Genomic DNA, 26,947 nt, shown 5'->3' with positions numbered 1-26,947 from the left:
AGGAGGTCATACGATGCGCCAGAGCCATTTGCTTCAAAACACACTGCGGGAGCGTCCGTCCGAAGCCGATACGCAGGGCCACAGCCTGCTGCTGCGCGGCGGCTATGTTCGGCAGCTTGCCGCCGGCGTGTACAGCTATTTGCCGCTTGGACGCAGGGTTCTGCGAAAGGTCGAGGGAATCATCAGAGAGGAGATGGAGCGGGCTGATGTGCAGGAAGTGCTGCTGCCCTCGCTGCAGCCTGCCGAGCTGTGGATGGAGAGCGGACGCTTCGCCACCTACGGTCCGAATCTGATGAAGGCGGAGGATCGGCATGGCCGTTCCTTCGTGCTGGGACCGACCCACGAGGAAGCGGTGACCTGGCTGTTGAAGAATGAGGTGAGCTCCTACAAGAAGCTGCCGGTTCGGGTCTATCAGATCGGGACGAAATTCCGCGATGAGCTGCGTCCGCGCTCCGGTCTGCTCCGGGGACGCGAGTTCATCATGAAGGACGCCTATTCCTTCGACACCACGGAGGAAGGCCTGGATCAGTCGTACCGCGTGATGTATGAGGCCTATCACCGGATCTTTGCCCGCTGCGGGCTGGACTTCCGCGCGGTGGAGGCGGATGCCGGCTCAATCGGAGGCGAAGGCGGAAGCCATGAGTTCACCGCACTCTCGTCCATAGGCGAAGATGGCATAGCCGTATGCGGGTCCTGCGGCTACGCGGCCAATGTGGAACAGGCGGAAACGGCGGGGATGAAGGGATTGCCGGAAGCAGCTGAATCGCCTTCTCGGGGAGCTGCCACAACGCCGTCACTGGACAGAGCGGCACTTGGGGAATTTGGGAACATACAGATCAATATGGCATCAGACCAAATGCCGGGCGGCGGGGAAGCCGCCGGTTCAGCCTTTGGGCAGAACGCTGATCAGGCTCATGAACCGGAGCTCTTCCACACCCCAGGTGTGAAGACGATCGATCAGCTGGTATCGGCTTTCGGGCTCCAGGCCGCAGACATTATCAAAACATTGATCTACACGGCAGGCGGGCAGACCGTGGCCGTGCTGGTACGCGGCGATCATGAGGTCAATGAGCTGAAGGTCGCCAAGTACCTTGGCGTGCCGGAAGTGTCACTTGCCGAAGAATCCGCCGTGCTGGCGGCAGCTGGTGTCTTACCTGGCTATGTCGGACCAACGTCGCTCAAGCTGCCTGTGACGTTGCTCGTTGATTATGCAGTGGCCGATATGACTTCAGGCATTGCCGGTGCAGGCCGGCCGGATTATCATCTGCGCGGCGTTGTGCCGGACGTACATTTCTCGCTCCGGCATACGGGCGATTTCCGGAATGCGGCTGAAGGCGACATCTGTCCGCGCTGCCGCAGCGGGTTAATCGGGGTGCACAAGGGCATCGAAATCGGCCATGTGTTCAAGCTGGGAACCCGCTACAGCGAGCCGCTGGCGGCCTCTTTTCTCGACGATACCAGCAGAAGCAGGCCGATGATCATGGGCTGTTATGGCATCGGCGTATCCCGGCTGGTTGCGGCTATTGCGGAGCAGCATGCGGGAGAGGAAGGGATCGCCTGGCCTGCGGAGCTTGCCCCTTTTGACGTCCATCTGATCGTGGTGTCCATGCGGGACGAGGCTCAGACGAAGCTTGCGGATGAGCTGTATGAAACGCTGAAACGCTCGGGCGTCGAGGTGCTATTGGATGACAGACAGGAGCGGCCGGGTGTCAAATTTAAGGATTCGGAACTGATCGGAGCGCCGCATGTCATCGTGATCGGCAGGGAAGCTGGCGAGGGCAGAGTGGAGTTTGAACACCGCGGGGCTGGAGGCAAGGAGACCATTGATTACCGGGAAGCAATTCGCCGGATAACCGAATAGCCCAATAACTGGATACCGGGTAACCGGATCACTGGATAAGTGAATAGCGAATAACCGAATCGACGAATAGCGGATAATCGAATAGCGGATAACCGAATAACCGGATAAGCGAAAACCGTATAACTGAATACCGTATAATCGTATAACCTCGTTGCCCCATTCGGTACGGATTTGTAGTATAATTAACTGTTGCCCATGAACGGGATCATGACTGTAGATTGTACTAAAGAGATGAACGGGAGCGATTGTTTTGAAGACACTGATCATTGCGGAAAAACCGGATATGGGGCGCAACATCGCCGCCGCAATCGACCCGAAAGCCCAAAATCGCCGTTCCTATCTGGAAGGGGAGCAGTATATTATCACCTGGGCCATCGGGCATCTGATCGAACTGGCTGAGCCCGATGCCTACGATCCGAAATACAAGAAGTGGAATATCGGCGATCTGCCGATTATTCCCGAGACTTTCAAGCTGGTGCCGAACCGCAAGACGATCGATCAGCTGAAGCAGATCGGGGAGCTTGCGAAGCGCTGCGATGCCCTGATCAACTGCTGCGATGCCGGGCGCGAGGGTCAGCATATTTTTTCCCTGATTCAGCGGCATTTGAAGCTCAAGCAGCCGGTCAAGCGGCTGTGGATCTCGGACCTGACGCCGGAGACGATCCGGCGGGGCTTTCAGGAGCTGAAGGACGGCTCGGAGTATGAGAATCTGACCAAGGCGGCGAGAGCCCGCAGCGAGGCGGACTGGCTGATCGGGATGAACGGCTCCCGCGCTTTCACGACAAGGCATAATGTGCTGCTGTCGGTCGGGCGGGTGCAGACGCCGGTGCTCGCGCTCATTTATGAGCGGCAGAAGATTATCGAGGCCTTTTCCTCGCTGAAGTATTATCAGGTGGAGGGCATGTTCAAGCAGGGCGAGACGGCCTACAAGGGGATGTGGCAGGGAGACCGGCTAACGGATAAAGAGAAGGCCGACACTATAGCAGCCAAGGTCAAAGGCAAGCTCGGCCGCGTCTCCTCCTACGAGACGAAAGAAACGAAGGAATACCCGTTCCGCCTGTACGACCTGACGCTGCTTCAGCGGGAGGCGAACGGCAAGTTCGGCTTCTCCGCCAAGAAGACGCTGGATGTGGCCCAGGCGCTCTATGAGAAGCATAAAGTGATTTCTTATCCAAGAACGAATTCCAATTTTGTCACTGAGCAAAATATACCGGAGATGCATAAAGCGCTGTCCTCGCTTGGCGGAACGGCATATGAAGAGCTGGCCCGCGGCGCGGACCGCAGCCGGGTGCATAAAGGCAACCGGTTCGTCTGCAATCCCTCCAAGGTCGAGGACCACCATGCCATCCTTCCGACAGGCAAAAGGGCGAACAACCTTGGACCGGACGAGCAGAAGCTCTATGATCTCATCGTCCGGCGGTTTCTGGCCCAGTTCTATCCGGCTGCCGAATACAAGATGCATACGGTTCTGACCGAAGTGGAAGGTGAAACGTTCAAGACGACGGTGAAGGAGCTGCTCAGTCTCGGCTGGAAAGTCATTTATGCCGACCAGAAGAACGACAAGCCCGCTAGAGGCAAGGCTAAAGACAAGAACGAAGATGAGGAAGAGGAGACGGAGGTTCAGGAGCCTTTTTCCGTTGAACGGGACGGCGAAGTCCGGTGCGAGGACGCGGCTGTCAAGGAGAAGGAGACACAGCCACCAAAAGCCTTCACGGAAGGCACGCTGCTGAAGGCGATGGAGAGCGCGGGCAAGCAGATCGAGGACGAAGAGCTGCGGGACGCGATGAAGGACTCGGGGCTTGGAACGCCGGCGACCCGGGCGGCCACTATCGAGCGGCTGAAGAAGGTCGGCTATATCGATATGCAGGGTAAAAAAATCCTCATCACGCAAAAGGGCCGGACCGCCATTGAGCTCATCCGGGGAGCCGGCGTCGAGCTGCTGACCTCGCCGGAGATGACCGGCCAGTGGGAGCGCCGGTTGAATGAAATCTCTCGCGGCTCGGCCTCGGATCTCCAGTTCATGGAGAACGTGAAGAAATTCGCCGCGATGATCGTGGACAAGGTCCGCGCGCAGACCCGCGCGGACAAGCTTGCCTTCGAAGGCGCGGCGGCTCCGGCCGCGCCGGGCGGCAAGGCGCGCGCCCGCACGCAGCGCGCCGGGAATAGCGCCGCTGCAGGGCGCGGCGCGGACGGCGCCGGCAGCGGAGCCGGCGCCCGCAGCAGCCGGTCCGCCCCTGCGGGCGGCGGACCTGGCAGGGCCGTGCCGGCGGGCGAAGCGCCGGCGAGGGCCGCGCAGCCTGCGTCTGGAGCGGGGCCGAAGTTCATCGGCCCCTGCCCGCGACCAGGCTGCGGCGGCATGATCTTCATGGGCCGCAAAGGCTACGGCTGCTCCCATTACAAAGAAGGCTGCGGCTTCGTCATCTGGAAAGAGAGCTTCGGCCGGCAGCTGACAGACACGCAGATCAAGTCTCTGCTGGAGAAGGGCCGTACGGCGAAGCTGAAGCTCGTCCTGCCGGACGGCACGCCGGTGGAGGGCAAGCTGACGCTAAGAAGCCCGCAGACCGGCGAACTCGGAGTGGAGTCGCTATAAGGCAGCAGGTTCATGAAGTAAAATAACATGGCAACAATAAGAGCTTGAAGCAAAGGCCGCTTCCCGGTATGAAGGGAAGCGGCCTTTGCTATTGGTTAGCCTTGCGGTACTTGCCCGGTGGAACTCCGGTCAACCGGGCGAAGACCCGGTTGAAATGGTATTCGTTGGAGAAGCCGGTAAGCGCAGCGATTTCATGGATTTTCAGACTGCCGTTTGTCAGAAATTCCTTGGCTTTATTGATCCGGAAGATCGTTAAGTACTCGAAGATGGTGAGGCCTGTCTGCTCTTTGAAGGTCCGGTTCAAATAATCAAAGTTCGAATGCAGACGGCGTTCGATTTCGTCACCGGTCCATTTATAGGCGTAGCGTTCATGCAGCAGGCTCAATATCTCTTCCACCCGTTTATCCTTCCGGGACAATTCAGATGAGGCCGGGGCTTCGGAAAGGGCCGAGAGAGCGCAGCTTTTGGATATTCGGATCAGGATGTCGAGCATATTCCGGGAACAAATGAGCTTATACTCTTCATCACCGGCAGCCAGCGCCTGCATCGACTCCTCCATCTGCCCGCGAATTGCCTGAAAAGACGTTTCGGGGAGCTTCATGGTCTTGGGTATGAGGCATTTGCAGGAATCGTACAGACCGTAATCAAATGGATTGCCCTTGTAGTATTGGTGCTTTTTTTGCTGAAAATGCGCAGCCAGATCTTCTTGGGTTTCGATCATGCTTGGGATGAAGGTGTCCGGGGGCATATGAATAAAGTAAAAATCGACAAAGGCGTTCTTGTAGCCAGTATGGAAATGTCCGGGCTCCAGCAGCAGCATGTCACCATGATGCAATTCATACGGGACTTCATTTTCCTGAATATAGAGAACGCCATCATTAACCAGAAACAGCATGTATTCAGACGGCTTACGGGGAAAGTGCATCCAGTCATCCGGAAAAATATTCCGCTGCATAAAGGATGCCTTCGGAAACCTGTCGGTTGAGAGATAAAAATACATAAGCGATTCCTTTCTACTCAATCTGAATAGTCCCTTTAATAGCTATATCGTATCATGTACGCAGCTCTAATGGATAGTCGCTAAGAGATAAGATTGTGTCGTCCCCGAGTAATTCTTAACATGCTGGGCGGGTTATGATAAGGAGGCAACGGGCCCGTTAGGGGCGGGCTCGCCGACACCGTAGCAGGAGAGGGGCTTCAACATGGACAAGGGAATGCGCAAGCAGCTACTAAGCCAATTCAGACTGGGCGATATGCTAGCCAGGTATTTCAAGGGAGAAGAGAACGGGCAGGTGGAGCTTCAACTGATACCGGCCAACAGGGAAGATGATGTGCAGGAGCTGAAATTCTCAAGAGGAGACAGTCTCGTTCAAGTGAAGCTGCTTGGCGATATTTATCCGGGCTCATACGCCGGAGGAATGACGATGCGCAACAGTGGAACCGTCCAGCAATGCCGGTTCAAATTGCAGGAGACCGAGAGCAGCGGAGGAAAGTTCACGATCCGGACCGTACTGGAAGACGGAAGGAACCATGAATTCATTCATGAGCTGATCTGGTGCGAGGGAGATGCCGGTGTATCCTCACGGACAACCGCTGTGAACCGCTCCTCCGAACGAATGACGCTTGAAATGCTGTCGAGTTTCTCGATGAGCGAAATGACTCCTTTTCAGCAAGGAGACGCGGTCGGCACGCTGCGCTTTCACCGGCTGCGAAGCAAATGGAGCCAGGAAGCGAGGCTGATCACCGAGACGATCGAGGATTTGCAGCTGGAACCGAACTGGGTGCAGTGGCAGCCGAATTCCATACGCTTCGGGCAAGTAGGCTCCATGCCGGTCAAGGGATATTTCCCGTTTGCTGCGCTTGAGGATACCGAGTCAAATGTCACCTGGGGTGTACAGCTCGCCATTGAAAGCTCCTGGCAGCTGGAAATTTACCGGAGAGACGAAGGCATTGCCCTTTCGGGAGGCTTGGCCGACCGCGAATTCGGGCATTGGCTGAAAATTGTGGAGCCGGGACAATCGTTCACGACGCCTGAGGCCATTTTGACAGTGTGTACGGGCGGACCTGACTATGCCTGCCAGCGCCTGACACAGTTCGGAGAGAAGTACCTCCAGAATGCGCCTGAGAGCGAAGATAAGCTGCCGATTTTGTTTAACGAATACTGTACGACCTGGGGATTGCCGTCTCATGACAACATTACCGGCATTGTTGAAGCCATCAAGGGCAAGGGGATCGACTATTTTGTAATCGATTGCGGCTGGTTCGTGGAAGAGGGCAAGAGCTGGGGAGACGGCATGGGGGACTACATTCCTTCGGACCGGCTGTTCCCGGAAGGGATGCAGCAGACGATTCAGGCGATCCGGGATGCGGGCATGAAGCCTGGACTGTGGTTTGAAATCGACAATGTGGGCCGGGATGCCGCCGTCTATCACCGGGATGAGCTGCTGCTTCACCGGGACGGCATTCCAATCACGACCGAGAACCGCCGGTACTTCGATATGAGAAAGCCTGAAGTTGAAGCTTATCTGGACGAGAAGGTGATCGGCCAACTGAAGACTTACGGCATCGAGTATATGAAAATGGATTACAACGATACCATTGGTCTTGGATGCGACGGAGCCGAGTCGCTTGGAGAAGGGCTGAGACAAAATATGGAGGCCTCCATGCAATTCGTCCGCAAGGTTAGAGAAGAGCTGCCCGGTCTTGTTCTGGAGAACTGCGCATCCGGCGGACACAAGCTGGAGCCGCTTCTGATGAGCCTGTGCAGCATGGCTTCCTTCTCGGACGCGCATGAGACCGAAGAGATCCCCGTCATTGCGGCGGGTCTTCACCGGGTGATTCTCCCGAGGCAGAGTCAGGTATGGGCCGTAATCCGGAAGGATGATGATCTCAGACGGATTGGTTACACCTTGACCAGCACCTTCCTCGGCAGAATGTGCCTCTCTGGAGATGTTACGGAGCTTGCACAGGAGCAGTGGGCTGTTATTGAACGGGGAATGTCGTTCTACCGGAAGATTGTTCCGGCTGTTAAATCCGGATACAGCTATATTTTCTCCGACAAAGGGCTAAGCGACAGACATCTGACCGGGTATCAGGCTGTAATCCGGGTACAGCGAGAGGATGATCTGATCGCCCAGGGCAAGGAGCTGTACGAAGGGCTTCACCGGACGGCCTATGTCACGGTTCATATTTTTCATGGGGAAGTTCCGGCGGTCATCGAGATTCCGCTCCCTGAGGGATGCCCGGACCGGATTGCCGATCTGTACGCGGGAACGGATATTCGGGCAGAAGTCGTTGACCGGATGCTCCTGATTTATCCGACTTCCGAAATGGAAGCCGCCGCTATTTTGCTCGAATAAGAGAACTGAAAGTGATTGCTGCACGTCAAAAAGACACCTTAACAAGGTGTCTTTTTGGATCATTCCGTATTCGCTGTGCTCTGAGTGAAGAGTCCGGCATTATTTTTCTGCTTGCTTCAGCTCCTTGTCGATGGCGGCGGTCAGCGTCTTGTACTCGGAGTCTTGAAGAAGGATGCCGTTCACCATAAATTTCGGGGTGCCGTTCACGCCGAGCGAGCCAGCGGTTTTGAAGTCTTCCTTGACATCGAGCATATAGGTCTCGTTCTTCAGATCCTGCTGGAACCGGGCGTAATCGATGCCGTCGATGTTCTGTTTGACGAATTTCAGAATGAAGCTTTGGGTGGCCCAGATCTGGTTCTCGTCGCCCTGATTCTCGTACAGCTTAACGGCGTATTCCCAAAACTTCTCGTTGCTTTGATGATAGATCGCTTCCCCCGCACTGGCGGCCAGATAGGAATCCCGGTCAATGAAGGCGAAATTCATGAAATAATAATCGACCTTGCCGGTATCCACATATTCTCGGAGGAATCTCTGCATATACGTTTTCGTCCAATCTTTGCAGGCGGGGCACTTGAAATCGGCGAACTCAACGACCTTGACCGGGGCTTTCGAGGTTCCGAGATGAGGCTGTTTATCGTATTTGATGCCATCGACCTTGATCATGCCCTTTACGTCGGTATAGTTGGGCAGTTTATCCAGCTCGGCCGCTTCCGTGTCCTTTCCGTGAGTCCATGTGTACAGAAGCGCCCCGGCCAGAATGACGACCAGAATTCCAAGAATCATGGCAAGGGTGTTCGGATTGCGTGACTTTCCGTTCTTGGCGGGATTGCTGCTCATACCGCTCCTCCTGTGTTCTCTTGATTTTTCACAAAGAGGAGTATAAAGGCTTGGACGTCATCCCGATATGCCATTTGTAACAGGTATGAGAAGCAGCCGCTGTTAGCCGTGACCGGAGTTGCGGTGAAGGGAAGCTCCGCGAATGACATGTACCGCTTCATGAATGGAGCCGATCGTAATGACGGCCTGCTGCATGTCGCGCTGAAGCTCGATCATATTGTACAGCCATTCATTCTTCTGCTTCAGGTAGATGCTCTTGATGCCGGCTGTCACGGCAGGCTGTACATCGGTCCGCAGGGAATTTCCGATCATCCAGGTGCGCTCGCGGGTGAAGTTGCCGCCCTGCAGAATAGCTTCGAGCGCTTCGACATTTTTATGCTGACGGATATAGATCCGGTCCCCAAAATACAGATCCAGCTTCATCTGCTCGATTTTACGTCGCTGAATGGCATGGTCGCCTCCGGTGTACAGGTGAAGCTCATGTCCGTCCTGCTTCATGGAGTCGAGCGTCTCGACCATACCCGGATAAGCCTCGATCTCCTGGTCGTATACACTGAGACCGAGCTTCATCAGCTGTTCTTCGTGAAAACGATCGGCCGGACGGCCGTATTTTGTGCAGAAATAGCGGTAGGTGGCGATCAGGGATTTCGGAAAGTTGTCGCTCGCCAGACCTTTGGTGCTGACTGTCTCGACATCAATCTCAACCTGCTTGCGCCGCATTTCTTCGGTGGTTGCGCCTTCCGACTTGAACCATTCGCCCATCAGCTCGAAATATTGTCCCAGAATGAGGTCAAAATATTTGTTGCAGTGGACCAAAGTATCGTCCAGATCGAAAATCACTTGTTGTGTCCAATATTTCATGTCGCTCACTCCTTAGTCGGGTCAGGCCCTCTAATGTCTGTAAAAGTATTATAATCGAATATACGACTCCAGGAACATCTGAAGTTCCGAAGCGCCGTCCACCCTGATGCTGAAGCGCTCATTCTGTTCATCGCGCAGGTGGATGCGCAGCAGTCCGGCAACTCTCAGCATGAGGAGATGATGCATCAATATGTCCGCCGACTGGCTGGAGAATTCCGATTGAATCTCCCACAATGACTTGGGCTCGTCCGCCACGTAGCGGAGCAGGCGAAGCCGGACGGGGTCCGACAGCGCCTTGGTCATACGGAGCAGCAGCGTAGGCGGTTCATCTTCATTCTCCACGGGGACGTCAACCGGGTATTGAACAAGAATCAGCTTATTGTAAAAGCAGTACGTATTAATCGGCCGGTGATGCACGGTCGGCAGAAGGACAACCGTCTCAAGTTCCGGAATGTCCTGAATTACGATGCCCCCTGAAGCATATTCGATGAGCGCAGCGGAATCCATCTTGCTCTGAAGCAGCTTTTTCTCGGAGGCGTCCTGGATTAACAGCGCGAGCATCTTGGATTCGACATGGCGGAAATACTGATCATGCCATAGACGCAGCAGGGGGCCGTACCCGTCCTTGATCCGCCGGCATTCATCCAGCGTGAAGTTCGGCAAATACGGTGCGGCCATCTCGAACCATTCTTCCGCCGTTGCGGATTCCATGTCCCTGAGGAACAGTTCGACCTTTGCGGCGGGTCCGTGGGTGTAGGCCCAGGCATACAGCACATCGTAATCGTTGAAGGGCCAGTCCGCAGCGGTTCGGAGCGCCGCAATTTTGAGCGGGGGAATGCGTTCGTCTATGTCGCGCACCCAGTCCGGGCCGATATCGAGATTCGTAATCCATTTTCTCGTTACATATAGCATGAAGCTGTCGAGCAGCTCGTATACGGAAGACACATCGATTTTCAAATCATAATCCATGCGGCATGCAGTCCTCCCAGAAAATCTCTTTGGCTCAGGCTATTATCTCTTGTTTGGAATAGGGTTGTCCACTATAATATTGAAGGTTTGCCTTCAATTATACCGAAATCCAAGGGGGATATCATCCGTGTCAGACACAAGCGCAGCTCATCTTAGGCGCGGTGGAACCATTCATTACGCAATCCTGATCACCGTCATTATCGCAGCGGGGCTCAGCCAAGGGCTGCTGCTTCCCGTCATATCCATTATTCTGGAGCAGCGAGGCGTATCCTCTTCTTTGAATGGCCTCAATGCGGCCGCTCTATACATAGGCTCCTTCGCCATGACGATGATCGCCGAGCGGCTTCTGGCGGCATTCGGCTTCAAGAAGCTGATGCAGGGCGGACTTGTTCTGGTGCTGGTCTGCTTTCTTCTATTCCCGGTGCTTCCCGGCGTCAAGACCTGGTTTGTTCTCCGGCTGCTGGTCGGGGCCGGGGATTCGGCGATCAATTACGCGGCCCAGCTCTGGGTGCTGCTGATGACTCCGGCAGAGCACCGTGGAAGGAACCTTTCCTTCTACGGCATGTCTTACGGCCTCGGCTTCAGCCTGGGTCCGCTTGGCATTGGACTGCTGAAGTTCGGCGAATCGGCACCCTTCCTGGCCTTGTCGTTTCTCTTCGCGCTCGTGCTGCTGCTGGCGGCCTGGAAGCTTCCCGATTCGCGGCCGGAGAAGACCGCGTATCAGGACAGCGGCGCCGGCCGGTTCAGCAAGGTCTACAAGCTGGCCTGGTATGCGCTGCTGCCCGCGCTGCTCTACGGATATATGGAAGCCAGCCTGAACAGCAGCTTCCCTGTATACGGCCTGCGGGCGGGCTTCAACGAGGACCAGATTGCGGCGCTGCTGCCGTTCGCCGGGATCGGCGGACTGGTGCTGCAGCTGCCGCTCGGCATGCTCAGCGACCGGATCGGTCGCAAACCGGTGCTGATGATGGCCGGTACGGGCGGGGGGCTCGCTTTCGCGCTGCTGTCGTCGGGTGCGGGCTTCTGGCCTGCCATGGTCCTGCTGCTGATTGCCGGCGGTCTGGTCGGCTCCTTCTTTTCGCTGGGGCTTGCCTACGCCGCAGATATACTGCCCCGGGACCTTATTCCTGCCGCGAATGTGGCCTCGTCCTTTCATTTCTGCATAGGAAGCATCATCGGCCCTGCCGCCGGGGGCGTTCTGCTGCAATACGGTTATGGCGGGGAGGTATTCATTCTGCTCGGACTTCTATATGTCGTGTTCGCCGCATCGGGTCTGTTATTCTCGCCAAAAAGGAAGAATTGAGGTAAAATAGGAACAACTGCTCGCATGGCAATTGATCTTGCTTTTCAAGTACACTAGATGTAGAAATCGATACGAAACAGGGGAGACTTCAGTCTATGATTATCGTTGAGCACTTGGCCAAGGCGGCCGGACCGGAACAGGTTCCGGTGCTGCGCGACGTTGGCTTTCGGATGGAATCTGGCGAAATGATCGGGCTGCTGGGCGCCAGCGGCAGCGGCAAGACGACGCTGCTGCGCTGCCTTGCGCTGCGCGACAAATGGGATAAAGGGAACTTCCGGATCGACGGAGCGGATATTCTGGGCGGAGGCTTCGGAGCGAAGCGGAAGATCAGCCGCGAATGGGCGTTTTTGGAACAGAATTCGGAACTGAATAAAGAACGGACGGCGCTGAAGAACGTGCTGATCGGCCAGGCGGCACAGACGCCGTGGTGGAGAAGACTGACCGGCGTCGTGCGTACCGATGATTATATGGGCGCCATGGACGAACTGGAACGGCTCGGGCTGCTGGATAAGGCGAAGATGAAGACCGGACAGCTGAGCGGCGGGGAGCGCCAGCGTGTGGCCATCGCCAGAGCTCTCGTTCATGGCGCCAAGGTTATCCTGGCCGACGAGCCTGTAACGGGTCTTGATCCGAAGTCGGCGCAGAGTGTGCTGGAGACGTTAATGACGCTCTGCAAGGAGACCGGACTTACAGTGGTTGCTGTACTGCCTTTGGAGCTTGCAGAGAAATACTCGACCCGGATGTGGGTGCTCGACAAAGGCGTAATCAAGCACGACGTGACCGGCCGGCGGTTGACGGGCGCGGAGCGTGCGGGATTGATCTGAAGCGCCGGCTTCTCATACTCAGCTATGAAAGAGTGATTTCATTGAATATTCGCAGTCTAGCAGCAAGAGCATTTCCGGCGGGAAGATCGGCCGTCCGGAGGCTGTCTGCGGCGATGATGGCCCTGACGTTGCTGTCGGGCTGCACCTTCATCAGCGATCCTGTGTCGCGGATGAAGACCCCCAGACTCTCCGAGGACAAGGCGACCCTGATGGCCGCCATCAACTCGCTCAAGCTTGTCCGTCCAACCAATGACGACGACAGTTCCATCCGGACGGAGGATCTGAACGGGGACGGCGTTGAAGAATCGCTGGTCTTCTATGAAACGCCGGGCGAGGCGGTCCAGATCCACGGGATGATCCTTGCGAAGCAGGGTGACTCCTGGGTGAAGAAGCTGACCTTCGACGGCGCGGGCACCGTTCTGGAATCCGTGGAGATCCGCGATGTGACCGGTGACGGAATACCGGAGATCGTCGTCGGATATTCGCGCGGAGACGAAGGACTTCAGAAGGGGCTCGTCGTATACAGCTATTCAGGGAATACGTTGGAGGAGAAGCTGACGCTTTCCTACACCAAGTACGTAATCGACGATCTCAATGGAGACGGCAAGGATGATATTACGGTCGTCTCCCTGAAGCGGAACGAATCCTCGACGCTGACGACCTATCAGTACAGCTCGGGAGCATTTAAGGAACTGGATCGTCTGGAGAACCTGGACCCCTATATTAACAATTACTACAATATCGTCGTCGGCAAGGTAGCCCAGAACAAGGAGGGCATCGTGCTTGATGCAGCCGTGAACTCCCATTCGGCTTACAGCTACATGGTGGTGATGGAGAATAACCGGTTCCGCGTCGTGCTCTCTGGTGACGACCACACCTTCAAGGACAGCCGCATCCCGAGCACGGATATTGATGGTGACGGCATCATTGAAATCGGATTGATGGAAAGGCCGTCAGGCTGGGAGGACGTCGATGCCGACGCGATCCCCTGGTTCTACTCCTACTATAAATGGAACGGCAAGGAGGGGCTGATCTTCGCCCTGCAACAGTACCGCGATCCATCGGACCGGTATACGCTGGACTTTCCGCCTTCCTGGCATGGCAAAGTTACTGTTGACCCCAAATCGGTGCAGAACCAGTATCTCCGGTTCATTCTGTCGGATACGGGCGAGACGGTAGCCGAAATATCCTTCTTCTCGGCGGAGGAGTGGGATTTGATGAAGGGCAACGGCTGGCAGCTCTGGGGTCGTGACGCGGACCGCATTATCGCCTACCGGGGCAAGCTGGAGCAGAATGCGAACGGAATCAAGAAGGGGACCGCCACGGCCCCTGGAGAGAGGAAGGGAATCAATGAGTAAGGTACTGATACTGGAAGATGAGGATTCAATCCGCAGTTTTATTGTGATTAATTTGAAGAGAAACGGATTCGAGGTGCTGGAAGCGGCGGACGGCAACGAAGCGCTGTCCAAGCTGAATGCGAATCCCGATATCGATATCGCACTGCTTGACGTCATGGTACCGGGCATCGACGGATTTGAAGTATGCCGGCGCGTCCGGGAGAGCAACGAGCGGATCGGCATTATTTTTCTAACGGCCAAAGTGCAGGAGCAGGATAAAGTGTACGCCCTGTCGGTAGGAGCAGACGACCATGTCAGCAAGCCCTTCAGTCCGACGGAGCTTATCGCCCGCATCCAATCGCTTCTGCGGAGAGTGAACGTCCACAGGGAACAATCGGCCAAGGTGTCATTCCACTCCGGACCGTTCACGCTGGATCTGATTGCCAAACAGTTCAAACGGGAAGGGGAACTGATCGAACTGACTCCGACCGAATTCTCGCTCGTACAATTCTTTTTGGAGAAGGAGAACACGCCGCTCAGCCGCGACCTGCTGCTTGACCATGTGTGGGGCAAGGAGTACATGGGCGATCCGAAGATCGTTGACGTGAATATCCGCCGTCTCCGCCAGAAGATCGAGAGAAATCCTTCCGAGCCTGAGTATTTGCAGACGGTGTGGGGCCACGGCTATAAGTGGAAAGGCCAGGGACAATGATCAAGAAGGGGATGCGCAGACAAATTGTTTTACACTATATCCTGGTGGTCTTTCTGGCGCTTCTCCTGGTTGAAGTCATCTTTCTGATCGTCATAAGGACTTACTATTACGACAGTATCTACACTCGGATCACGACACAAATCAGCCAGGCGGAATATTTCTACAGGCTTTCGAACGGAGAGGATTCCCCGGTATCGCTGCAGGAGCTGCTGAGCACATTTGAGCTGAGCAATACGGAGCTTCAGGTGCTTACGCTGGACGGCAACATGATCACAAGCTCAACGGGCTTTCAGCCGGACCGGACGATCACAACAAGCGATGTGCCGGAGGCGGTGGGCGGCGGGGTCGGCAGATGGGTCGGCCGCCAGCCGGGTACGAACGAGAGCGTAATGGCGGTCTCCAAGGTGCTGCAAATTCATGGACGGGATACATATGTCCTGCGCTATGTCACATCCGTGGAGCGTGTCGACAGCGACCTGTTCAATGTAACCTTGCTGTCGGCGGGGATCGTAGTGGCGGTTCTGGCAGTCGTTACCGCGTTCAGCTTCGGACTCGCCAATTCCATCATCAAGCCGCTGAACAATATTACCGCCGTCTCCGCCCAGATGGCAAAGGGCAAGTTCAACATGCGAATCAAGGGCGACTATCGGTACGAGATCGGGGAGCTTGCGAACACCCTCAATTACATGGCCCAGGAAATTGTCAGAAGCAATCAGATCAAGGATGATTTCATCTCCTCGATCTCCCATGAGCTGAGAACCCCGCTGACCAGCATCAAGGGCTGGAGCGAGACGCTGATCTCCGGAGGGTATGATCCCGAGGAGACCAAGCTAGGCATGAGCATCATTTCGAAGGAAAGCGACCGGTTAATCGGCCTGGTGGAGGAGATCCTGGACTTCTCCAAATTGCAGCAGAACGAGATGAAGCTGTCGATCGGAACCGTGGCTGTCCGAGAGCTGCTTCAGGAGATTGTGCTGAATTTGTGGGCCAAAGCGGAGAAGAAGAGCATCCGCCTCGTGCTGGAAGCGGAAGAAGGGCTTTATGTAAGAGGAGATGCCAACCGGCTGAAGCAGGTCTTTCTGAACTTGGCTGATAATGCGGTCAAATTCTCCTATGAAGATTCCAATATTCTGCTCTCTGCCCGAAAGGTGAATGCGGAAGACGCGGAAATCATCGTACAGGACAGCGGAATCGGAATCAGCCAGGAGCATCTGCATCGCGTGAAGGACCGGTTCTTCCAAGTCGACTCGCTTAACGGCGGCACTGGTCTGGGACTTGCGATTTCCCAGCAGATTGTGGAGCTGCATGGCGGCACCATCGAAATTGACAGCGAGCTGGGCAAGGGAACGCAGGTCACAGTCTATCTGCCGCAGGCAGAGCCTGTAGTGCCGACGGATGAAGGGCGGCATATTGCCCTTCCGGCAGCCGATGAACACGGGGAGCAGGAGGAGAAGGAACAGTGAGTTTGCCAAATACGGGAGAGGTAATGACATCGATCGGGTCACTTACAGTGAGACGCGTTCAGGAGAACCAGACGGAAGCGGCAGTGAAGCTGCTTCGTGACGCTGCAGGCTGGATGCAGACGACAGGGCTGACCCAATGGAATCCGGAGCAGTTCACCGATGGGGAAGTGCGGCGGTATTTCACCGAGCGTGAAGTCTACATGGCCTTCAAGGACGATATCCCGGCAGCCGTATTTACGCTGCAATTCGGCGATCCCCAGTACTGGGGAAGCCAGAGCGACGACCGCTATGCCTATTTGCACCGGCTGGCGGTTGCTCTTCCCTTCCGGGGTTCGGGCATCGGCGGGGAGCTGCTGAAATATGCAGCCGTGAATGCGAAATCCTGCGGACACCGGGGCCTGCGGTTGGATACCATCGAGTACAACGTGAAGCTGAACCGCTATTATCAGACACAAGGTTTCCGCTACATGGGAACGAATGACGCCGGTGGCGGACGGCTGGTTAATCTGTATGAGAAGATCGAGGATGATGGAGACGATAAGGCGATTCGTCTGCAGTATTTCGATGAGTCGGATTTTAGCGTTATTGCAGGCTGGAGCTCATCACCCGAGTCGCTGAAGCAATGGGCCGGCCCTTCGCTGCAATTTCCGCTGCGGCATGAAGAGCTGGCGGAGTATATCCGCGAAGCGAACCGGCCCGCTGTGTCCAAGCTGCTGGCATACAGCGTCATCCACAGCGCCAGCGGCGACACCGTTGGCCATATCAGTCTCGCGAACATCGACCGCGATAACGGGCATGGCCGAATCGGCCGGGTCGTGCTGGCACCCGGCTGCCGGGGACAAGGCTATGGCCGGAGCATGATGGCCGAGGCGATGCGGATCGGCTTTGAAGGCTTGAAGCTGCATCGGCTGTCTCTGGGCGTCTTCGATTTCAACGCCCCGGCACTCTCGTTATACGAGTCGCTTGGATTCCGCAGGGAAGGCGAGCAGGTGGAAGCCGCCCGCTTCGGCGACCGCTATGTCAACCTGATCGACATGGCGATGCTGGACCGCGAATGGAAGAACATCAGAAGCTCGGTTCTCAAGTAGATATAATGATACGGCAGCGTAATAAAGGGTGGTATTCCGGAAAGGACCGGGAAACCACCCTTTATTAATGAAGCAGGCGAATAAGCGGAACATGCTTCCTGTAGGCAGCTCTTAGTCGCCGCCTAGGACAGCAGCCCGCCGGCGCGCAGTCTGCTTGTGTTCTCGTATACTTCCTGGAACAACCGGGATGTGCGGACAGCCGGTTTGGGGGCAACCGTCTCACGAGGACCGATTACAGTAATGGTATCCACGCTGCCGGTTACGACCGCGCCGTCCATAATGACAGCATCCTCGCCGATAATGGCGTTCTCGATATAGACATTCTTGCCGATTCGCGCTCCAGGCATAATGACGCTGTTCTTGACGATTGCCAATTTGCCGATTTCCACATTGGCGAACACGACAGAGCGCTTCACGACGCCCTCAACTGAAGCATGCTCGCTGATCAGAGCATTATGAGACGAACCCTGTGCCTTGCAGCGGATTGCCGCTGGTCTGGCAACCAGCGTCCGGCTGTACATCGGCCATTGGCTGATATCGAGGCCCCAATCATTGTCGCCGGCCAAGAGATCCATGTGGGCTTCCCACAGGCTCTCCACTGTACCGACATCGCGCCAGTACCCCTTGAAGCGGTAGGCGAACAGTGAATCGTCATTCTGCAGCATGGCGGGTATGACGTCCTTGCCGAAGTCGTGGCTGGAAGCGCTGCTCCCCGCATCCTTCATAAGATGCGCCTTCAGATAGCTCCAGCGGAACAGGTATATGCCCATCGAAGCGAGGTTGCTCAGCGGCTTCGGCGGTTTTTCGACAAAGTCCGTAATTTGAAGGTTATCATCCACATTCATCACGCCGAACCGGCTCGCTTGTTCCCATGGAACCTCCATAACGGATATGGTTGCGTCCGCATCCATACGCTGGTGGTGCTCCAGCATCTGGCGGTAATCCATATGGTAAATGTGATCGCCGGACAGGATCAGCACATGCTCCGGGTCCAGGCTGTCGATATAATCGATATTCTTATAAATGGCGTCTGCGGTTCCTACATAGCTGCCTTTTTGTTCGGTGCCGGAGGGCAGAAGAGCGATTCCTTTGCCTTCCTCGGTCCGGAGTCCCCAAGGGTCCCCCTCGCCGATATGGGTGTGTAAGGATTCTGCCGCATATTGCGTCAGTACCCCAACCGTATCAATACCGGAATTCACACAGTTGCTGAGGGGAAAATCGATGATCCGGTAATGTCCGCCGAATGGGACTGCCGGTTTGGCCATATCGGATGTAAGAGGAGCAAGTCTGCGTCCCTCGCCGCCTGCGAGAAGCATAGCGATGCAATCTTTTTTACTCATGTGTACCCCTCCATCTAGTGGTGATGTTTGTCATTGTCGATGTCAATGAATGTTATATAACCTGGCAGTTTAGGTTTGAATCGACGCCAAAATGAGCATGGATGAAATATATGACGCATTGCTTGGGCTCATTCCACGAACTAAAAATACGTGATTTTATGCTCAAATAATCTCGCTTTGGCGTTATTTTCAAATGTTAGGAATTCGGTTAATGTATTAGGTGTATCCTGTATGGAAATACCCCGCATGCGCAGCTTTGCTTACACTTAGAAGACATGTCTCTATTTATTAGAAAAGGTGGTATTCATTTGGCTGAGCGACAAGCAGGAGTAACCATGCCGTCACCCGAGGATATTTACTTGTTTCATGAAGGCACCAACTACCGCAGCTACCGGATGCTGGGTGCTCATCCCGCAGTGGAGGAGGGCCAGGCCGGAGTAAGATTCACTGTCTGGGCTCCCAACGCGGCATATGTAGGACTGGCCTGCGACCGGAATGGATGGGACGGAAACCGCGAAGAGGACTCGTTATATAAGATACCCGAATCGGGAATATGGACTCGTTTTTTTGCCGGAGTTTTGCCGGGAACATTTTACAAATACCGTATTAAGGGACCGGACGGCTCGAGCTTTCTAAAAGCCGATCCTTACGGTTTCATGTCCGAGGTTCGCCCTGCTACAGCTTCGGTCGTAACGCAGTTGGACGGCTATAAATGGGGTGACGCTGCCTGGAGGCGCCGCAGCAAGGCCCTTTATGACAAGCCCCTGAATATATACGAAATGCATTTGGCGACATGGAGGCAGAAGGAGAATATCCACGGCAAGGAAGGCGGAGAGCTGTATTCCTATACCGAAATCGCGGATTTGCTGATTCCTTATCTCCGGGAGATGGGTTACACCCATGTGGAATTTATGCCGCTTGCTGAGCATCCCTATGACCTGTCGTGGGGTTATCAGGGTACAGGCTATTACGCAGCGACCAGCCGTTTCGGCGAGCCGCAAGGACTTATGCTTCTGATCGACCGGCTGCACCAGGCGAACATCGGCGTTATTCTCGACTGGGTGCCTGCCCATTTTGCCAAAGATGCGCCCGGTCTGCGCCTGTTTGACGGAACCCCGACCTTCGAATACAGCGACCCCTTGATGGCGGAGAAGCCGGGATGGGGCACGTTGTCATTTGACTTCGGCAAGCCGGAAGTGCTCTCGTTCCTGATCTCCAACGCCCTTTTCTGGTATGAGTACTATCACATCGACGGAATGCGGGTGGATGCCGTAACCAGCATGCTGCGTCTTGATTTCGAGAAGGGTGATGGGCAGTACCGGCGCAACATCAATGGCGGATTGGAGAATCTGGAGGCCATTGCTTTTATCCAGAAGCTGAATACTGCCGTGTTCCATCACTATCCGAACGCTCTGATGATGGCTGAAGAATCCAGCGCCTGGCCTGGTGTGACAGCCCCTGTGTACGAAGGCGGGCTTGGGTTCAACTATAAATGGAACATGGGCTGGATGAACGATACGCTGGCTTATGTCGAGAAGGATTTCTCCGACCGGCCGCATCATCATAACCTGCTCACCTTCCCGATTACGTATGCATACTCCGAGAACTACACGCTTCCGCTGTCTCATGACGAGGTTGTTCACGGCAAGAAATCGCTGCTCAGCAAAATGCCGGGCACGTATGAGCAGAAATTCGCCGGACTCCGGCTGCTGCTCGGGTACCAGATAACAAGCCCTGGCAAGAAGCTGCTGTTCATGGGCGGCGAGTTCGGCCAGTTCATCGAGTGGAAGGACCAGGAGGAGCTGGACTGGCTGCTGCTGTCATACGACAGCCACCGGAAGATGCAGGTCTATACGGCTGCGCTGAATCATTTTTATTTGGCTGAAAAAGCGCTCTGGGAGCTGGATCACAGCTTCGAGGGATACCAATGGATCACGGCAGACGACAGAGGGCAGAGCGTGATATCCTATATCCGCAAGGGCAAAAAACCGGGTGATACGCTCATCATTCTGATCAACTTCCAGCCGGTGGAGCGGCCTGATTACCGGATCGGCGTACCGAGGGCGGGAACGTACGATATCGTCTTTCACTCCGGGAAGGAGGAGTTCGGCGGTGCCGGAGCCGTTCTGGAGCCGCTGAAGACGCAGAAGAAGGAGATGCATGGGCAACAGAACAGTCTGTCGCTGACGCTGGACCCTCTCAGCATGGTTATTCTGAAAAAGCGCGGACGGCGGACAGCGGAGGATAAACCGGCGGCTGTGCAGATGTCATCCGGTACTCCGGGTGAAGCGGCTGGAAGCACAGGTGGCCGTGCAGCGCGTTCCAAACGATAAATCATCTAATCATAGGAGGAAAAGCCATGAAAGTGCTATTTGCCGCTGCGGAAGGACATCCGTTCATCAAGACGGGAGGTCTGGCCGATGTGATCGGAGCGCTGCCGAAAGCGCTGAAGGAAGCCGGAGTGGATGTTAGGGTGGTGCTCCCCAAATACAAGGGCATTCCCGAGCAGTACCGCTCCCGGATGGAGCCGGTTGGAGTTATCAAGGTTCCTGTAGGCTGGCGGAGCCAATACTGCGGGATTGAGCGTATTGTGCATGAAGGCGTCCCGTTCTATTTCATCGATAACGAATACTATTTCGGCCGGGACGGCATCTACGGCTATATGGATGACGGCGAGCGGTTCTCTTTCTTTAACCGGGCGGTGCTCGAGATCCTGCCGGAGATCGGCTTTCAGGCGGATATCATTCACTGCCATGATTGGCACGCCGCCGTCGTTCCCGTGCTGCTGAATGGTCATTACCGCAGCCAGCCATTCTACAGCGGGATGCGCACCGTCTTCACCATACATAACCTCCTGTATCAGGGTGTGTTCCCATACGAGGTTCTGGGCGATCTGCTTGGGCTGGACAGCAGCTACTTCCTTGGCGTAGAGTATTACGGCAACGTGAATTTCATGAAGGGCGGAATCGTATTCAGCGATTATGTGACAACGGTCAGTCCGACCTACTCCCAGGAGATCCGGACGCCTTATTTCGGATATGGTCTCGATGGGCTGCTTAATTCACGCGCTGATCATTTGAGCGGAATCGTCAACGGGATAGACACGAAGGCGTACAACCCAGCTACCGATTCCAAAATCTTCTCCAAATACCGGACGAATCTCGCCAAGAAGGTTGAGAACAAGATCGGCCTGCAGCAGGAGCTCGGACTCCCGATAGCGCCGCATATTCCGATGGTTGCCATGGTGACACGGCTGGTTGATTCCAAAGGCCTTGATTTGGTAACCCGGGTTCTGGACGAGATGCTCTATTACGACAACATCCAGTTCGTGCTGCTGGGAACCGGGGACGAGGCGTATGAAGCCTGGTTCCGCGACGCAGCATGGCGCTATCCGTCGAAGCTCTCCTCTCAGATTAAGTTCAGCGATGAGCTATCCCGCAAAATTTATGCGGCCAGCGATCTGTTTCTGATGCCCTCGAAGTTCGAGCCATGCGGCATCAGCCAACTGCTGGCGCTGCGGTACGGCAGCATTCCGGTGGTCCGCGAGACGGGCGGATTGAACGATACCGTACATTCCTATAATGAAGCGACCGGGGAAGGGAATGGCTTCACGTTCCGCGATTACAACGCACATGACATGATGCACACCCTGCGCCGTGCCGTCTCACTCTACCATCAGCCGGAGCATTGGAAGCGGGTGACCCGCAACGCCTTCGCGGGCGACTATAGCTGGGATGTATCGGCGGAGCAGTATACCGCTATCTACCGGGATTTAATCCAGCCGGCCATTTCCGAAGCCGACCCGGGTGTCGCAATTGAAGAAGGCTGATTTAATCTCTGCCAATTAGAAAAAAGTTAACAAAGGCGTGCTTTCCGCCGGGCCAGACACGGACTCGGGAGGAAAGCACGCCTTTTTGTTGCCGGAGCAATGGCTCCTGAGAGACGGTGGTTGTCCTGCGTTCCCAACAAGAGCAGCCGCAGGTCTACAGCTCGCGCTGCAATATCCGGAAGCCGAACGGCTCCAGCGTGAGGCTAATCCTGCCGCCATCCGTCTTTACACGGTTTCCGGATAACGCGTCCCTCCAGTCATCTGTCTCAAACGGAAGAGTTAGAGTACGCGGCTCTGCGGAATTATTCATCCAGATTGTAAATTGCTGCTTGCTGTCTTCCCGCTCATACACCAAGCAGGACTCGTCCCGGCAAGCCTTCAGCATCCGGTAACGGCCGCTGCGGAGCGTTACGTGATTCTTTCGCAGTCCGATCAGGGTCCGGTAGAAATCGTGAAGCTCATGATCCTGTTTAGCCGGGTCCCATTCCATGCACTTCCGGCAGTCGGGATCGCCTTCGCCCGTCAGCCCGATCTCGTCGCCATAGAAAATACAAGGGGTGCCGATGAAGGTGAACAGGAATACGACTGCGAGCTTCATCCGCCGCTTGTCTTCCCCCAGGCAGTTCAGCAGGCGGGGCGTATCATGGCTGCACAGCAGATTGAAGATCGCTTCGTTGGTCTGCTGCGGATAGCGCATGAGGAGAGAGCCAAGCCTGTTGCTGAACGTGCCGCTGTCCATTTTGCCTCCAAAGAACTCTAAGACCGTATCCGACAACGGATAGTTCATAACGGAATCGAACTGGTCGCCAAGCAGCCAGGACAGGGAGTCACTCCACACTTCGCCGACAATGTAAGCCTCCGGATTCGCCCGCTTCACGACTTTGCGGAAATCCCGCCAGAACGAATGGTCGATTTCATCCGAGACATCGAGCCGCCAGCCGTCCAGCTTGATTTCCTTGATCCAGTATTCGGCCACGTCCAGCAGAAATGCTTTAACCTCCGGATTCGCCGTGTTGAATTTGGGCATATCGGGGTAGAAACCGAAGGTATCGTATGTCGGAATCCCGTCCACAACCTCAAGCGGAAAGGACTTGATATGAAACCAGCCGGCATACCTTGAATCCGCTCCGTTCTCCAGCACATCCAGAAACGCGGGGAATTCCCGGCTGCAGTGGTTAAACACTGCGTCCAGCAGCACGCGTATCCCTCTGTTATGACATCGTTCAACCAGTTCTTTAAGAAGTTTGTTATCTCCAAAATGAGGATCGACCTGTTTGTAATCGACAATATCATACTTGTGATTGGAGGGAGACAGGAACAAGGGAGTGAAGTAGATCGCGTTGATCCCGAGATCACTCAAGTAATCCAAATGATCGATAACTCCCTGGATATCACCTCCGAAGAAATTCTCCCTTTCAGGCTTGCCGCCCCAAGGCTTCGTTCCTTCCGGATCATTGCCGGGATCACCGTTCGCGAACCGCTCCGGCATAATCTGGTAGAAGACGGCGTCTTTGGCCCATGCAGGCACCTCAAACAGATCAACCGGATGGATGAACGGATATTCGAAGTTGCCGCGGGGCGGAAGCGGCTCTTCCGGCAGAATGCCTTTTTCACATACAAAAAAAGTCTCATCCCCGGATTCAATCCGGAAATAATAAGTCAGGCGTCTGAATCTCGGCTTCACATGTGCTTCCCAATAATCAAACAGGTCATCCGCTGCCGCGACTTCCATTTGAGCTTCGGCACAAGTACCGTCCCAATCGTATTTATCGCCGGATACAACGGTTATTGCAGCGGCGTCACCGCGTTTGGCGCGAATCCGCAGATGTACGGTTTCTCTGTCGTAAGCATAGGCCCATTTATCCCGCGGCACATGATACAATGCTTCCAGCTGCATATCAGACCCTCCAATCAATGTTGTTCGTGAACGCTATAAGGTTACGTAGCTAAATACCCGAAATCGTTGCTATGAAACCCGTTCTTTTCGTATAGTGTGCCAAGAATGGAGGAAAAAAACTTTGCATAATCATGCGACATGAATTATAATAAATCGGTCCGGGACGAAGTAACATCAATTTAACACAACAAATAGACAAGGGCCAAATAATCGCCCGACAAGAGAACAGGGGAGACACAACTAGATGAACAAATGGGTAAAAATATCCATGGGGATGCTGCTTGCAGCAAGCCTTATTTCCGGCTGCGGTCAGAACAGCAAAAATACATCGAATGAGAATGCGGCTTCGGGTAACAACGCAGGCAGCACACAGACGAAGACGCTGACGCTCGGAACGAGCGCGGATTTTCCGCCGTATGAATTTCACAAGGTTATTGATGGCAAAGATACCATTGTAGGCTTCGACATCGACATCGCCAAGGATATCGCTTCCAGCATAGGTGCTGAGCTGGTGATCAAGGACCTGCCTTTCGATTCGCTGCTGAATGAGCTGTCCAGCGGACGGGTGGATATGGTCATCTCGGGTCTCAGCCCGACACCGGAAAGAGCCAAAGCCGTCGGTCTGTCCGATATTTACTACAAAGCTGAGCAGGCTGTAGTTGTGCGTGAAGCCGACAAGGACAAATTCAGCACGATGGATTCACTGAAAGGCGCCAAGATCGGCATTCAGACTGGATCGATCCAGGAAGATATCGCCAAGGGGATTGAAGGCGCGAAGCTGACATCTTTAGCCAAAATTTCGGATATCGTGCTTCAGCTGCAGTCCAACCGTGTGGATGCTTCCATCATGGAAGGCCCGGTTGCCAAGTCCTTCGTGCAGAACGTCAAGGGACTGGCTATTACGGATGCCAAGCCTGAAGTAGAGGATGACGGATATGTAATCGGCGTTAAGAAGGGCAATGACGACCTGCTGAAGCAGATCAATGACAAGCTGGCCGAACTGAAATCCTCCGGTAAAATCGACGAATATGTCACGAAAGCTGCCGAACTCGCCGAATCGAAATAATTACGGGGTTTCCATAATGAAAGGACAAGCGTGCACCCGTCTCTTACCTCAGGAGGGCTAAGACTGAATGGCTGCACGCTTGTTTATTCCTGCTGACAAGGAGGTTATTACTAGCTATATGGCAACTTTTTTCAATATGGCTTACGACTATCGCGACCTGTTCCTGACGGGTCTGCAATATACACTGCTGCTTGCGGTCATCGGAGTGCTGTGCGGCTTCATACTGGGTGTCGTAGTCGCCTTGATGCGGATGTCCAGCCTGGCTGTCCTCCGCTGGATCGCCACGGCCTGGGTTGAATTTCTGCGCGGCACACCGATGCTCGTCCAGCTCTTTCTCATCCACTACGGCCTTCCGGCCATCGGGCTGGAATTCTCGCCGATCCAGTCGGGCGCCATCACCTTGACCATCAACAGCTCCGCTTACCTGGCTGAAATATTCCGGGCCGGTATTCAGGGCGTTGACCGGGGGCAGACCGAAGCGTCCCGCTCGCTCGGGATGACACAGGCAATGACCTTGCGATATATCGTGCTGCCTCAAGCCTTTAAGAGTGTGCTGCCGGCAATCGGCAACGAATTCATTACCATTATCAAAGAATCCTCGATTGTCGCCATGATCGGTGTTACGGATCTGCTGCTCCAGGCGCGTACGATTACGTCCATTACCTATGACGGCCTGACGCCGCTGCTGATCATCGCTTTAATGTATTTCGTGCTGACCTTTGCGCTGTCCAAGCTGCTTGGGCTACTGGAAAGGAGATTGAGCGCCAGTGATCACCGTTAATAATTTGCAGAAATCATTCGGAAGACTGGAAATTCTGAAAGGCATCGACCTGACGATTCATAAAGGGGAAGTCGTAGTTGTCATCGGACCGAGCGGCTCGGGAAAAAGCACCTTCCTGCGCTGCCTGAATCTGCTGGAACAGCCGACCGGGGGCGAGGTTACATTCGAAGGCGCTTCGATTACAGACCGTAAGCATGACATCAACGCGACCCGCGAGAAGATGGGGATGGTCTTCCAGCAGTTTAACCTGTTTCCGCATAAAACCGTGCTGGAGAACATTACGCTCGCACCGGTCAAGGTGAAGAAGCAGCCAGCGGCGGAAGCTCAGCGGGTTGCCATGGAACTGCTGCGCACGGTTGGCCTTGAGGACAAGAAGGATGCCTATCCTTCGCAGCTCTCCGGCGGCCAGAAGCAGCGGATCGCCATTGCCCGGGCGCTCGCGATGCAGCCCCATGTCATGCTGTTCGACGAGCCGACTTCCGCGCTTGACCCCGAAATGGTCGGTGAGGTGCTGGAGGTTATGAAGAAGCTGGCTCTACAAGGAATGACGATGGTCATTGTCACACATGAGATGGGCTTCGCACGGGAAGTGGGGGACCGGATTCTGTTCATGGATGGCGGCGTTATCGTCGAGCAGGGCACGCCGGCAGAAGTGTTCGGCAATCCGCAGCACTCCCGAACCAAAGATTTTCTCAGCAAGGTGCTGTAACGATATCAGAAGCTGTCCCAAATGCCATGTGATGGCTGCTGGGGCAGCTTGTTTATTACCCGGATCAACTGAATCGTTTAGTTGGACGCTAAGCGAACGGATCGTTTTTCAATCGGACACA

The 26,947-nt window shown here is 55.1% G+C and carries 20 protein-coding genes; 14 read left to right on the top strand and 6 right to left on the bottom strand.

What is annotated here, in order from left to right; all coding sequences use genetic code 11:
* The first annotated feature begins 13 nt into the window (after nt 1-13).
* Both PSTEL_RS14880 and PSTEL_RS14875 read left to right on the top strand, forming a co-directional pair.
* Nucleotides 14-1,861, top strand: a complete 1,848-nt coding sequence (locus PSTEL_RS14880; protein ID WP_038696444.1) for a proline--tRNA ligase — start codon at nt 14-16, stop codon at nt 1,859-1,861.
* A gap of 250 nt (nt 1,862-2,111) precedes the next feature.
* Nucleotides 2,112-4,451, top strand: a complete 2,340-nt coding sequence (locus tag PSTEL_RS14875) for a type IA DNA topoisomerase (RefSeq protein ID WP_038696442.1) — start codon at nt 2,112-2,114, stop codon at nt 4,449-4,451.
* An 88-nt stretch (nt 4,452-4,539) separates the two neighbouring features.
* On the opposite strand, the gene PSTEL_RS14870 is transcribed toward PSTEL_RS14875, so the two are convergent.
* Nucleotides 4,540-5,376 (bottom strand): helix-turn-helix domain-containing protein, encoded by an 837-nt coding sequence (locus PSTEL_RS14870; protein ID WP_281176789.1) that lies wholly within the window; start codon nt 5,374-5,376, stop codon nt 4,540-4,542.
* 277 nt (nt 5,377-5,653) lie between these two features.
* On the opposite strand from PSTEL_RS14870, the gene PSTEL_RS14865 reads away from it, so the two are divergent.
* Entirely contained in the window at nt 5,654-7,810 is a 2,157-nt protein-coding gene (locus PSTEL_RS14865; RefSeq protein ID WP_218917549.1) for a glycoside hydrolase family 36 protein, read from the top strand.
* 99 nt (nt 7,811-7,909) lie between these two features.
* Here the strand turns inward: PSTEL_RS14865 and PSTEL_RS14860 are convergent, their stop codons facing one another.
* The 3 genes from PSTEL_RS14860 to PSTEL_RS14850 all read right to left on the bottom strand — a co-directional run bounded on the left by PSTEL_RS14860 (nt 7,910) and on the right by PSTEL_RS14850 (nt 10,477).
* Nucleotides 7,910-8,647 (bottom strand): DsbA family protein, encoded by a 738-nt coding sequence (locus tag PSTEL_RS14860; RefSeq protein WP_038696439.1) that lies wholly within the window; start codon nt 8,645-8,647, stop codon nt 7,910-7,912.
* 102 nt (nt 8,648-8,749) lie between these two features.
* On the bottom strand, nt 8,750-9,508 hold the full coding sequence (locus tag PSTEL_RS14855; protein WP_038696437.1) for an HAD family hydrolase: 759 nt from the start codon (nt 9,506-9,508) through the stop codon (nt 8,750-8,752).
* A gap of 48 nt (nt 9,509-9,556) precedes the next feature.
* Nucleotides 9,557-10,477 (bottom strand): ArsR/SmtB family transcription factor, encoded by a 921-nt coding sequence (locus PSTEL_RS14850; RefSeq protein WP_038696435.1) that lies wholly within the window; start codon nt 10,475-10,477, stop codon nt 9,557-9,559.
* On the opposite strand from PSTEL_RS14850, the gene PSTEL_RS14845 reads away from it, so the two are divergent.
* The 6 genes from PSTEL_RS14845 to PSTEL_RS26340 all read left to right on the top strand — a co-directional run bounded on the left by PSTEL_RS14845 (nt 10,476) and on the right by PSTEL_RS26340 (nt 17,204).
* Nucleotides 10,476-11,780 (top strand): MFS transporter, encoded by a 1,305-nt coding sequence (locus PSTEL_RS14845; RefSeq protein ID WP_084065112.1) that lies wholly within the window; start codon nt 10,476-10,478, stop codon nt 11,778-11,780. The genes PSTEL_RS14850 and PSTEL_RS14845 overlap by 2 nt on opposite strands.
* Before the next feature lie 95 nt (nt 11,781-11,875).
* Nucleotides 11,876-12,604 carry a phosphonate ABC transporter ATP-binding protein gene (locus PSTEL_RS14840; protein WP_038696433.1) on the top strand — a complete coding sequence of 243 codons (729 nt, stop codon included), beginning with the start codon at nt 11,876-11,878 and terminating at the stop codon, nt 12,602-12,604.
* 41 nt (nt 12,605-12,645) lie between these two features.
* Nucleotides 12,646-13,962: a hypothetical protein gene (locus tag PSTEL_RS14835; RefSeq protein ID WP_179944900.1), complete on the top strand. Its 1,317-nt coding sequence runs from the start codon at nt 12,646-12,648 to the stop codon at nt 13,960-13,962.
* The gene (locus tag PSTEL_RS14830; protein WP_038696429.1) at nt 13,955-14,653 is read left to right on the top strand and encodes a response regulator transcription factor; all 699 of its coding nucleotides are present in this window, start codon (nt 13,955-13,957) and stop codon (nt 14,651-14,653) included. The genes PSTEL_RS14835 and PSTEL_RS14830 overlap by 8 nt, the downstream gene beginning before the upstream one ends.
* Nucleotides 14,650-16,116 carry a HAMP domain-containing sensor histidine kinase gene (locus PSTEL_RS14825; protein WP_084065110.1) on the top strand — a complete coding sequence of 489 codons (1,467 nt, stop codon included), beginning with the start codon at nt 14,650-14,652 and terminating at the stop codon, nt 16,114-16,116. The genes PSTEL_RS14830 and PSTEL_RS14825 overlap by 4 nt, the downstream gene beginning before the upstream one ends.
* Nucleotides 16,113-17,204 (top strand): GNAT family N-acetyltransferase, encoded by a 1,092-nt coding sequence (locus PSTEL_RS26340; RefSeq protein ID WP_052098514.1) that lies wholly within the window; start codon nt 16,113-16,115, stop codon nt 17,202-17,204. Before PSTEL_RS14825 ends, PSTEL_RS26340 begins: the two co-directional genes overlap by 4 nt.
* Before the next feature lie 122 nt (nt 17,205-17,326).
* On the opposite strand, the gene PSTEL_RS14815 is transcribed toward PSTEL_RS26340, so the two are convergent.
* Entirely contained in the window at nt 17,327-18,544 is a 1,218-nt protein-coding gene (locus PSTEL_RS14815; protein WP_038696427.1) for a glucose-1-phosphate adenylyltransferase, read from the bottom strand.
* A gap of 335 nt (nt 18,545-18,879) precedes the next feature.
* Here PSTEL_RS14815 and glgB point away from each other — a divergent pair, with 335 nt between their 5' ends.
* On the top strand, nt 18,880-20,877 hold the full coding sequence (gene glgB / locus PSTEL_RS14810) for a 1,4-alpha-glucan branching protein GlgB (RefSeq protein ID WP_156996059.1): 1,998 nt from the start codon (nt 18,880-18,882) through the stop codon (nt 20,875-20,877).
* A 26-nt stretch (nt 20,878-20,903) separates the two neighbouring features.
* Nucleotides 20,904-22,373, top strand: coding sequence for a glycogen synthase GlgA (glgA, locus tag PSTEL_RS14805; protein ID WP_038696425.1), 1,470 nt, complete (start codon nt 20,904-20,906; stop codon nt 22,371-22,373).
* Between the two features lie 154 nt (nt 22,374-22,527).
* On the opposite strand, the gene PSTEL_RS14800 is transcribed toward glgA, so the two are convergent.
* Complete coding sequence (locus tag PSTEL_RS14800; protein ID WP_038696423.1) at nt 22,528-24,270, bottom strand: alpha-glycosidase; 1,743 nt, start codon at nt 24,268-24,270, stop codon at nt 22,528-22,530.
* Nucleotides 24,271-24,514: 244 nt separating this feature from the next.
* Between PSTEL_RS14800 and PSTEL_RS14795 the strand changes: the two genes are divergently transcribed.
* From PSTEL_RS14795 to PSTEL_RS14785, 3 genes are all read left to right on the top strand, one after another.
* Nucleotides 24,515-25,336: a transporter substrate-binding domain-containing protein gene (locus PSTEL_RS14795; RefSeq protein ID WP_038696421.1), complete on the top strand. Its 822-nt coding sequence runs from the start codon at nt 24,515-24,517 to the stop codon at nt 25,334-25,336.
* A gap of 67 nt (nt 25,337-25,403) precedes the next feature.
* Complete coding sequence (locus PSTEL_RS14790; RefSeq protein ID WP_084065105.1) at nt 25,404-26,117, top strand: amino acid ABC transporter permease; 714 nt, start codon at nt 25,404-25,406, stop codon at nt 26,115-26,117.
* Nucleotides 26,104-26,826, top strand: a complete 723-nt coding sequence (locus PSTEL_RS14785; RefSeq protein WP_038696419.1) for an amino acid ABC transporter ATP-binding protein — start codon at nt 26,104-26,106, stop codon at nt 26,824-26,826. The genes PSTEL_RS14790 and PSTEL_RS14785 overlap by 14 nt, the downstream gene beginning before the upstream one ends.
* Nucleotides 26,827-26,947: the final 121 nt, after the last annotated feature.

Source organism: Paenibacillus stellifer (assembly GCF_000758685.1).
GTDB lineage: Bacteria > Bacillota > Bacilli > Paenibacillales > Paenibacillaceae > Paenibacillus_AQ > Paenibacillus_AQ stellifer.
The sequence above is the reverse complement of the archived record's forward strand: the minus strand, read 5'-3'. Positions and strand labels throughout refer to the sequence as shown.

What these genes read in the sequence shown, in the direction of transcription:
- PSTEL_RS14880 (WP_038696444.1), top strand. Translation starts at nt 14, where the DNA reads ATGCGCCAGAGCCATTTGCTTCAAAACACACTGCGGGAGCGTCCGTCC.
- PSTEL_RS14870 (WP_281176789.1), bottom strand. Translation starts at nt 5,376, where the DNA reads ATGCACTTTCCCCGTAAGCCGTCTGAATACATGCTGTTTCTGGTTAAT.
- PSTEL_RS14865 (WP_218917549.1), top strand. Translation starts at nt 5,654, where the DNA reads ATGGACAAGGGAATGCGCAAGCAGCTACTAAGCCAATTCAGACTGGGC.
- PSTEL_RS14860 (WP_038696439.1), bottom strand. Translation starts at nt 8,647, where the DNA reads ATGAGCAGCAATCCCGCCAAGAACGGAAAGTCACGCAATCCGAACACC.
- PSTEL_RS14855 (WP_038696437.1), bottom strand. Translation starts at nt 9,508, where the DNA reads ATGAAATATTGGACACAACAAGTGATTTTCGATCTGGACGATACTTTG.
- PSTEL_RS14845 (WP_084065112.1), top strand. Translation starts at nt 10,476, where the DNA reads ATGCGGCATGCAGTCCTCCCAGAAAATCTCTTTGGCTCAGGCTATTAT.
- PSTEL_RS14850 (WP_038696435.1), bottom strand. Translation starts at nt 10,477, where the DNA reads ATGGATTATGATTTGAAAATCGATGTGTCTTCCGTATACGAGCTGCTC.
- PSTEL_RS14840 (WP_038696433.1), top strand. Translation starts at nt 11,876, where the DNA reads ATGATTATCGTTGAGCACTTGGCCAAGGCGGCCGGACCGGAACAGGTT.
- PSTEL_RS14830 (WP_038696429.1), top strand. Translation starts at nt 13,955, where the DNA reads ATGAGTAAGGTACTGATACTGGAAGATGAGGATTCAATCCGCAGTTTT.
- PSTEL_RS14825 (WP_084065110.1), top strand. Translation starts at nt 14,650, where the DNA reads ATGATCAAGAAGGGGATGCGCAGACAAATTGTTTTACACTATATCCTG.
- PSTEL_RS14815 (WP_038696427.1), bottom strand. Translation starts at nt 18,544, where the DNA reads ATGAGTAAAAAAGATTGCATCGCTATGCTTCTCGCAGGCGGCGAGGGA.
- glgB (WP_156996059.1), top strand. Translation starts at nt 18,880, where the DNA reads ATGCCGTCACCCGAGGATATTTACTTGTTTCATGAAGGCACCAACTAC.
- glgA (WP_038696425.1), top strand. Translation starts at nt 20,904, where the DNA reads ATGAAAGTGCTATTTGCCGCTGCGGAAGGACATCCGTTCATCAAGACG.
- PSTEL_RS14800 (WP_038696423.1), bottom strand. Translation starts at nt 24,270, where the DNA reads ATGCAGCTGGAAGCATTGTATCATGTGCCGCGGGATAAATGGGCCTAT.
- PSTEL_RS14795 (WP_038696421.1), top strand. Translation starts at nt 24,515, where the DNA reads ATGAACAAATGGGTAAAAATATCCATGGGGATGCTGCTTGCAGCAAGC.
- PSTEL_RS14790 (WP_084065105.1), top strand. Translation starts at nt 25,404, where the DNA reads ATGGCTGCACGCTTGTTTATTCCTGCTGACAAGGAGGTTATTACTAGC.